General features: G+C 67.6%; 9 protein-coding genes. All 9 read left to right on the top strand.

The window, feature by feature from the left end; genetic code table 11:
• Positions 1–1401 precede the first annotated feature (1401 nt).
• The 9 genes from infA to ACFV4K_RS33545 all read left to right on the top strand — a co-directional run bounded on the left by infA (position 1402) and on the right by ACFV4K_RS33545 (position 7416).
• Entirely contained in the window at positions 1402–1623 is a 222-nt protein-coding gene (gene infA / locus ACFV4K_RS33585) for a translation initiation factor IF-1 (RefSeq protein ID WP_040804562.1), read from the top strand.
• A 122-nt stretch (positions 1624–1745) separates the two neighbouring features.
• Positions 1746–1859, top strand: a complete 114-nt coding sequence (gene rpmJ / locus ACFV4K_RS33580; protein ID WP_033085975.1) for a 50S ribosomal protein L36 — start codon at positions 1746–1748, stop codon at positions 1857–1859.
• Positions 1860–2039: 180 nt separating this feature from the next.
• Complete coding sequence (gene rpsM, locus ACFV4K_RS33575) at positions 2040–2411, top strand: 30S ribosomal protein S13 (RefSeq protein WP_326309472.1); 372 nt, start codon at positions 2040–2042, stop codon at positions 2409–2411.
• A 9-nt stretch (positions 2412–2420) separates the two neighbouring features.
• Positions 2421–2834 (top strand): 30S ribosomal protein S11, encoded by a 414-nt coding sequence (rpsK, locus tag ACFV4K_RS33570; RefSeq protein ID WP_213557959.1) that lies wholly within the window; start codon positions 2421–2423, stop codon positions 2832–2834.
• Positions 2835–2855: 21 nt separating this feature from the next.
• Positions 2856–3461, top strand: a complete 606-nt coding sequence (gene rpsD, locus ACFV4K_RS33565) for a 30S ribosomal protein S4 (protein WP_357088930.1) — start codon at positions 2856–2858, stop codon at positions 3459–3461.
• A 104-nt stretch (positions 3462–3565) separates the two neighbouring features.
• Positions 3566–4624, top strand: a complete 1059-nt coding sequence (locus ACFV4K_RS33560) for a DNA-directed RNA polymerase subunit alpha (protein ID WP_379280322.1) — start codon at positions 3566–3568, stop codon at positions 4622–4624.
• Positions 4625–4676: 52 nt separating this feature from the next.
• On the top strand, positions 4677–5174 hold the full coding sequence (rplQ, locus tag ACFV4K_RS33555) for a 50S ribosomal protein L17 (protein ID WP_379280321.1): 498 nt from the start codon (positions 4677–4679) through the stop codon (positions 5172–5174).
• 66 nt (positions 5175–5240) lie between these two features.
• Positions 5241–6176 (top strand): tRNA pseudouridine(38-40) synthase TruA, encoded by a 936-nt coding sequence (gene truA / locus ACFV4K_RS33550; protein ID WP_379280320.1) that lies wholly within the window; start codon positions 5241–5243, stop codon positions 6174–6176.
• Between the two features lie 274 nt (positions 6177–6450).
• Positions 6451–7416 (top strand): helix-turn-helix domain-containing protein, encoded by a 966-nt coding sequence (locus ACFV4K_RS33545; RefSeq protein WP_379280319.1) that lies wholly within the window; start codon positions 6451–6453, stop codon positions 7414–7416.
• Positions 7417–7554: the final 138 nt, after the last annotated feature.

Genomic DNA, 7554 nt, shown 5'->3' with positions numbered 1-7554 from the left:
GCACGAACCGCGGGATCGCTTGCCGCCGCGGCCATTTCACTCGGAGACGGCGGCAGCGGCATCCGCGTGGTCGGATCCGCCGGGGGACGGGTGGCGGCGGCCTCCGGATTACCCACGGTCGGCGTGCCCGCGAGGGACGCGCCCGCGGGCTGAGCGCCGATCGGCGCTGCCGAGGGAGGGGCCGGGGGCGCGGAGAACTGCGGTCCCTGCGGAGGTGTCAGCGGACCCGATTCCGCGCCTTGGCTATTCGCGGGTCGCCCGGCGTCCTGACCTCCGTGCTGAGCCGTGCCCTGCCCGTTGGGCGGCTCGGCGAGCGGGGCCTGGCCGAGCGGCGGCTGTGTAAATGGCGACCGGCCAGTGGAGTTCGCGGCCTGCGGTCGTTCGGCGGGCGGCTGGGTGAAGGGCGACTGTCCATTGGGCTGGGGGGCCTGCAGGGCCTGGGCGGTGGGTGCCGGGCTGTCGGGCTGCGGCGACTGAGGCGTCGGGCCGACAGGCGGCTGCGTGAATGGTGCCTGGTTGTTGGGCTGGGGTGGCTGCGGCGGCTGAGCGGCGGGTGGCTGTGTGAAAGGTGCCTGGCCGTTCGGGCGGGGTGCCTGGCCGTTGGGGGGCTGATTGGAAGGGGTCTGGCCGTTCGGGTGCTGAGGAGCCTGGCCGTTGGGGTGCTGGGTGGCCGGGTTCTGGCCGATGGGGTGGCGGCCGGAGGGGGAGGACGGCGGGGTCGGCTGGGCGCCGTTGGGCTGGGTGCCGTTCTGGGGGAGGTTGAAGTGGGTGCCGGGGTCGCGGGTCGGCATCGGGGTGGGCGGAGTCGGCTGCTGGGTGCGCGACTCGGGGGCCGGTGCGGACGTGGGGGCGGGGGTCCGCGGGAGGGGTTCGGGGGGCGAGTCCTTGCGGGGCTTGCGGCGGCCGAAGAGGCGGCGGCCGCCCTTCTCCTCGGGGATGAGGTCGTCCTGGGGGAGGTTCTCGACGGGGGCTTCGTATCCGGTGTCGGTGACGTCGCTCTCGGAGAGCCAGGGCGGGAGCATCGGGAGTCCGTCGTTCTCGCGACTCACATCTACCCCCGGGTGCCTCGATCTATCGTGCAGGACACGGCGTAGTTTAGCGATTCCCGGCGAGTACGTGCCCGGCGTGTACCGGCCGCTCGCGGCGGGGGTGTGGCCCGCGTGACCGGGGAGGGGCATGTCACGGCACCCGTATTTGGCCGGATCTGGGGCGACGGGTAAAGTAGGTCGCTGGTGACTTACATAGTGGCTGTGGCATGTCTTCGTGCCGCCTCCAGTGAGTATGTCACCGGGTTGGCCACAGTGCACCAGCAATCCACCGGTGCGTCTGCGAAACTCATGGTCGACCTGCCGTAATGAGCTTGAACCAACCAGGTTCAGCCTAACCGGGATCGCGGAGGATATGGCGAAGAAGGAAGGGGCCATCGAGGTCGAGGGCCGGGTTATCGAGCCGTTGCCCAATGCGATGTTCCGGATCGAGCTGGAGAACGGGCACAAGGTTCTGGCCCACATCAGCGGCAAGATGCGGCAGCACTACATCCGCATCCTGCCCGAGGACCGCGTCGTCGTGGAGCTCTCGCCCTACGACTTGACCCGCGGCCGCATCGTCTACCGCTACAAGTGAGTCGCTCCTCGCGGGAGCGCATCAAGACTTCCGGGGCGATATGCCCCGGGTTTCCCCGGTCGAACTGACCGGGGAAAAACTGTGTTCACGGCCAGTGAACACCAACCCAGATTGGATCTGACGTGAAGGTTCAGCCGTCCGTCAAGCCGATCTGCGAGAAGTGCAAGGTGATCCGCCGTCACGGTCGGGTCATGGTGATCTGCGAGAACCTGCGCCACAAGCAGCGTCAGGGCTGATCTCCGCCAAGCACCGAACGCAGTTCGGATTGGCAATAAGAAGCACTCCCAGCGCCAGTCGCCGTCGCCGAGTCCCGTCAGGGGACGGATGGCGGCCTACCCCCGGTACGGAGGCCGGGGCCCCACTTACGAGGGGACGGCCAGGGAGCAGACCTCCGCAAAAGTAAGGAAACGCCAACCATGGCACGTCTGATGGGCGTCGACCTCCCGCGCGAAAAGCGCATGGAGATCGCGCTGACCTACATCTTCGGCATCGGCCGTACCCGCGCCAAGGAGATCCTCGCGGAGACGGGCGTCAGCCCGGACCTGCGGTCGAAGGACCTCAGCGACGACGACCTGACCAAGCTCCGCGACTTCATCGAAGCGCAGGACTTCAAGGTCGAGGGTGACCTGCGCCGCGAGGTGCAGGCCGACATCCGTCGCAAGATCGAGATCGGCTGCTACCAGGGCATCCGCCACCGCCGTGGCCTGCCCGTGCGTGGCCAGCGGACCAAGACCAACGCCCGCACGCGCAAGGGTCCGAAGAAGACCGTCGCCGGCAAGAAGAAGTAGGGATAGCGCATGCCTCCGAAGAGCCGGGCCTCGGGCCCGAAGAAGACTCAGAAAGCGCGTCGCCGGGATAAGAAGAACATCCCGCACGGCCACGCTCACATCAAGAGCACGTTCAACAACACGATCGTGTCCATCACCGACCCCGAGGGCAACGTCATCTCCTGGGCGTCCTCCGGCCACGTCGGTTTCAAGGGCTCGCGTAAGTCGACCCCGTTCGCCGCTCAGCTCGCCGCCGAGAACGCTGCCCGCAAGGCGCAGGAGAACGGTGTCAAGAAGGTCGACGTCTTCGTGAAGGGCCCGGGTTCGGGCCGCGAGACCGCGATCCGTTCCCTCCAGGCCGCCGGCCTCGAGGTCGGCACGATCTCCGATGTCACTCCGCAGCCGCACAACGGCTGCCGTCCGCCCAAGCGGCGTCGCGTCTAGCGGGAAAGGAAGAGTAGAAAAATGGCTCGTTATACCGGCCCTATCACCCGCAAGTCGCGTCGTCTGCGTGTCGACCTCGTCGGAGGCGACCAGGCGTTCGAGCGTCGTCCTTACCCGCCCGGCCAGCACGGCCGCGCGCGGATCAAGGAATCCGAGTACCTCATGCAGCTGCAGGAGAAGCAGAAGGCTCGCTTCTCGTACGGCGTCATGGAGAAGCAGTTCCGCAAGTACTACGAAGAGGCGAACCGCCAGAAGGGCAAGACCGGCGACAACCTGCTGCGTCTGCTCGAGTCCCGTCTGGACAACGTCGTGTACCGCGCCGGTCTGGCCCGTACCCGTCGTGGCGCCCGCCAGCTGGTCTCGCACGGCCACTTCACCGTCAACGGTGTGAAGGTCGACGTGCCGAGCTTCCAGGTCTCGCAGTACGACATCATCGATGTCAAGGCGAAGTCGCTGGCCATGTACCCCTTCCAGGTGGCGCGTGAGACCGTCGGCGACCGTCCGATCCCGGGCTGGCTGCAGGTCGTTCCCGGCCGTCTGCGGATTCTGGTGCACCAGCTTCCCGAGCGTGCGCAGATCGATGTTCCGCTGCAGGAACAGCTGATCGTCGAGTTCTACTCGAAGTAATAGGTGCGCGTAAGCGTGCCGCTGGTTGTGGCCCTGAATCCCTCAGGGCCGCAACAGCTCCCAAATAGTGGGCGTCAAATGGTGGGCGTCCGAAGGAGGAAGAAATGCTGATTTCACAGCGACCGACGCTGACCGAAGAGGTCGTGTCCGAGAACCGGTCGCGGTTCACCATCGAGCCGCTGGAGCCGGGTTTCGGTTACACCCTCGGCAACTCGCTGCGCCGCACGCTGCTGTCGTCGATTCCTGGTGCCGCTGTCACCAGCATTCGCATCGACGGCGTGCTGCACGAGTTCACCACCGTCCCGGGCGTGAAGGAGGATGTCACCGACATCATCCTGAACCTCAAGGGCCTGGTCGTGTCGTCCGAAGAGGACGAGCCGGTCACCATGTACGTGCGCAAGCAGGGCCCGGGCACCGTCACCGCCGGTGACATCGTCCCCCCGGCGGGCGTGACCGTGCACAACCCGGACATGCACATCGCCACCCTGAACGACAAGGGCAAGCTGGAGATCGAGCTCGTGGTCGAGCGCGGTCGCGGCTACGTCCCCGCCGTGCAGAACAAGGCGTCGGGTGCGGAAATCGGCCGGATTCCGGTGGACTCGATCTACTCGCCGGTTCTGAAGGTGACCTACAAGGTCGAGGCCACCCGTGTCGAGCAGCGCACCGACTTCGACCGGCTCATCCTGGATGTCGAGACCAAGAACTCGATCTCCGCGCGGGATGCGCTGGCGTCGGCGGGCAAGACCCTGGTCGAGCTGTTCGGTCTCGCGCGCGAGCTGAACATCGAGGCCGAGGGCATCGAGATCGGCCCGAGCCCGGCCGAGGCGGACCACATCGCCTCGTTCGGCCTGCCGATCGAGGACCTGGATCTCACCGTTCGGTCGTACAACTGCCTCAAGCGTGAGGGTGTGCACACCGTCGGCGAGCTGGTCGCCCGCACCGAGTCGGACCTGCTGGACATCCGCAACTTCGGTCAGAAGTCCATCGACGAGGTCAAGGTCAAGCTGCACTCGCTCGGCCTGTCCCTCAAGGACTCCCCGGCTTCCTTCGATCCGTCCTCCGTCGTCGGCTACGACGCGGCGAGCGGCACCTGGAGCGACAGCGGCTCGTTCAGCGACACCGACAACGGCGAGCAGGACTACGCCGAGACCGAACAGCTTTAGGCGGCTCGGGGCCAGCGCCCCGGATCTGCCTTAGACACAGGAGATTCCAACCATGCCCAAGCCCAAGAAGGGTGCCCGCTTCGGCGGGTCGGCGTCGCACCAGAAGGCGATCTTCGCCAACCTGGCGACGGCGCTCTTCGAGCACGGTCGTATCACGACCACCGAGGCCAAGGCCAAGGCGCTGCGCCCCTACGCCGAGAAGCTCGTGACCAAGGCGAAGGGCGGCACCCTGGCCGACCGTCGCGAGGTCATGAAGGTGATCCGTAGCAAGGACATCGTCCACGCCCTCTTCGCCGAGATCGGTCCCTCGTTCGAGGGCCGCGACGGTGGCTACACCCGCATCATCAAGACCATCCCCCGCAAGGGTGACAACGCTCCGATGGCGATCATCGAGCTGGTCCGCGAGAAGACCGTGACCAACGAGGCCGATCGTGCCCGTCGTGTCGCCGCTTCCAAGGCCACCGAGGCTCCGGCCGAGGCCAAGGCCGAAGAGGCTGCCGAGGAGACCGTGGCTGACGCCCCGGCCGCCGAGGACAAGACCGCGGAGTAAGAATCCGTGTTCCCCACTGCTGTGGGGGTGATCCGGACGCGGAGTAGATCCGCCCCTATCGGATTCATGAGTGAGCCCGCCGTCCCCTCCGGGTCGGCGGGCTTTCTCCATGTTAACCAGGAGATCGCTGTGACCGTGGAGGATCCGACGCCCGAACCCATTTCGATTCGGGTACGGCTGGACATCAGTTACGACGGCACCGATTTCACCGGCTGGGCCCGTCAGCCCGGCCTGCGCACCGTGCAGGGCGTGCTGGAGGACGCGCTGTCCAAGGTGCAGCGCGAACCCATCCAGCTCACCGTGGCCGGGCGCACCGACGCCGGGGTGCACGCGGAAGGCCAAGTCGCGCACTTCGATACCCACACCGAGGTGGACGGCCCCAAGCTGGTGCACCGGCTGGCCCGTTTCCTGCCCAAGGACGTGCGGGTCAAGCAGGTCCGGATCGCGCCGCCGGACTTCGACGCCCGCTTTTCGGCGATCCGCCGGCACTACGCCTATCGCCTGACCACCGCGCCCTACGGCGCGGAGCCGTTGCAGGCCCGAGGCGTGGTGCCCTGCCGTCCCGGCCCGGATCTCGAGGCCATGCGCGAGGCCTCCCGAAACCTGTTGGGCCTGCACGATTTCGCGGCCTTCTGTCGTCGGCGGGAGGGCGCGACCACGATTCGTGAATTGCAGCGCTTCGACTGGGTCGCCGAGGGCGACCTGCTGACCGCCTATGTCAGCGCGGACGCGTTCTGCTGGTCCATGGTCCGTAGTCTGGTCGGCGGCGTGCTGGCCGTCGGTGAGGGCCGCCGTACCCCCGAGTGGATCGCCGGACTGCTGAACGAGCGCGAACGCGCCAGCGCGGTGACCGTGGCCCCGGCGCACGGGCTGTCGCTGATCGCCGTCGACTATCCGGCCGACGCCGATCTGGCCGCCCGCAATATCCAGACCCGCGAGGTTCGCACCGTTCCCGGCTCCGCCGGCGGTGCCATCGATTCCGAAGGCTGCTGCGGGGACTGACCCCGTTTTCGGCGCGCCGCGCGCCCGGCGCGTCGTTCGATTCCATCGGCCCCACCCCGTTCCTCCACACCCGCGACCACGCCTCTGCCGAGGTCGCGGGTGTGATGACGCGCGCGTGATCGCGGATCGGTCGCGCGGATGAAAGTGCAAGTCCGGGATGAAGATTCGCTGTGCGAGTTGCGGGCAATGCGCCAATTCGGACGGTTGGGTGAAAGTTGGATGTTGTTAAGGGAATTCGGGGATCGGGGTGGGGGCGGGATGCGAGAATCGGGCAATGAGGGGCGGCGTAGAGCCCTCGGTGATGGAGGTTCGCTCCACGCCGGAGGTTTCGCAGCAGGAGACTTTCGAGGAATGGGAGGCCGTGGTAGCGGCAGCCTACGTTCCGCTGGTGGTGACACCGGTGCGGGCGGGGGAATTCCGGGCGCGCATCGTGCAATCGCGATTCGACGGCATCGACGTGTCGATGGTGACCGCCAGCGGGCAGCATCTGAGCCGGATACCGCAACTCATCCACGATCCCGAGGAACCGGTGCTGTTCGCCTGCATCACCACGCACGGCCACGGCTGGCTGGAGCAGGACGGGCGAGTGGGGGAGCTGGCCGACGGCGGACTGACCCTGCACGTCAGTTCCCGGCCCTTCAGCGCGCATTTCGAGCAGTCCTGGGGCGTGGTGGCGGTGCAGGTGCCGCTGGCCGAGGTGGTCTGCGCGTCGGGGGTGCCGGCGGACCGGATGCCGACCGCGGTGCGCTTCCCGCCCGAGGGCGCGGCCGGGATCGTGGGCCGCTTCTTCTGCGGCATGGCGCAATTGCAGTACGCCGCACCGGAACAGGCCGCGGTGCTGGCCAAACACGGTACGGGCCTGCTGGCCTCGGTGGTCCAGCTGGCCGCGGGCGACCTGCCGCGCGACGAGCCCGCGCACGCGCTGGCCAAACAGCGTGCGCTGGCGTTCATTCAGCGGAATTACGCCGATCCGGAGCTGACCATCGATCAGGTGGCGGGCGCGTGCGCGGTGTCGCGGCGCACCCTGTATCGCCTGTTCGAGCAGGGTGAGGACGGGGTGGCGGCCATGTTGCGGCGGATGCGGGTGGAGCGGGCGCTGTCGTTGATCCGCACCGATCCGACGCGGCCGCTCCTGTCGGTGGCGCGGTCGGCGGGCTTCGTGTCCGAGCGGCAGTTCTATCGGGCCTTCAAACGCGAAACCGGTATGACCCCTGGCGAATTCCGGACAAATCATGCCTGATCAGGGGGTGTTTCACGGCTGACCTGAATCGGCAGTGAACTGGCACGGTTGGGCAGTCACAGGGCCGCGTCGGCGCGGCATACTTGGGGACGCGCCGCCCGGTCGCCGCCTCGAGCCGCCGGTGACCGGGCGGCGAGT

The organism is Nocardia sp. NPDC059764 (assembly GCF_042732555.1).
GTDB lineage: Bacteria > Actinomycetota > Actinomycetes > Mycobacteriales > Mycobacteriaceae > Nocardia.
This window is presented reverse-complemented; position numbering and strand designations above follow the sequence as displayed.

Excerpts from the sequence above, each read along its gene's own strand:
- infA (WP_040804562.1), top strand. The coding sequence starts at position 1,402 with ATGGCGAAGAAGGAAGGGGCCATCGAGGTCGAGGGCCGGGTTATCGAG.
- rpsM (WP_326309472.1), top strand. The coding sequence starts at position 2,040 with ATGGCACGTCTGATGGGCGTCGACCTCCCGCGCGAAAAGCGCATGGAG.
- rpsK (WP_213557959.1), top strand. The coding sequence starts at position 2,421 with ATGCCTCCGAAGAGCCGGGCCTCGGGCCCGAAGAAGACTCAGAAAGCG.
- rpsD (WP_357088930.1), top strand. The coding sequence starts at position 2,856 with ATGGCTCGTTATACCGGCCCTATCACCCGCAAGTCGCGTCGTCTGCGT.
- ACFV4K_RS33560 (WP_379280322.1), top strand. The coding sequence starts at position 3,566 with ATGCTGATTTCACAGCGACCGACGCTGACCGAAGAGGTCGTGTCCGAG.
- rplQ (WP_379280321.1), top strand. The coding sequence starts at position 4,677 with ATGCCCAAGCCCAAGAAGGGTGCCCGCTTCGGCGGGTCGGCGTCGCAC.
- truA (WP_379280320.1), top strand. The coding sequence starts at position 5,241 with ATGAGTGAGCCCGCCGTCCCCTCCGGGTCGGCGGGCTTTCTCCATGTT.
- ACFV4K_RS33545 (WP_379280319.1), top strand. The coding sequence starts at position 6,451 with ATGAGGGGCGGCGTAGAGCCCTCGGTGATGGAGGTTCGCTCCACGCCG.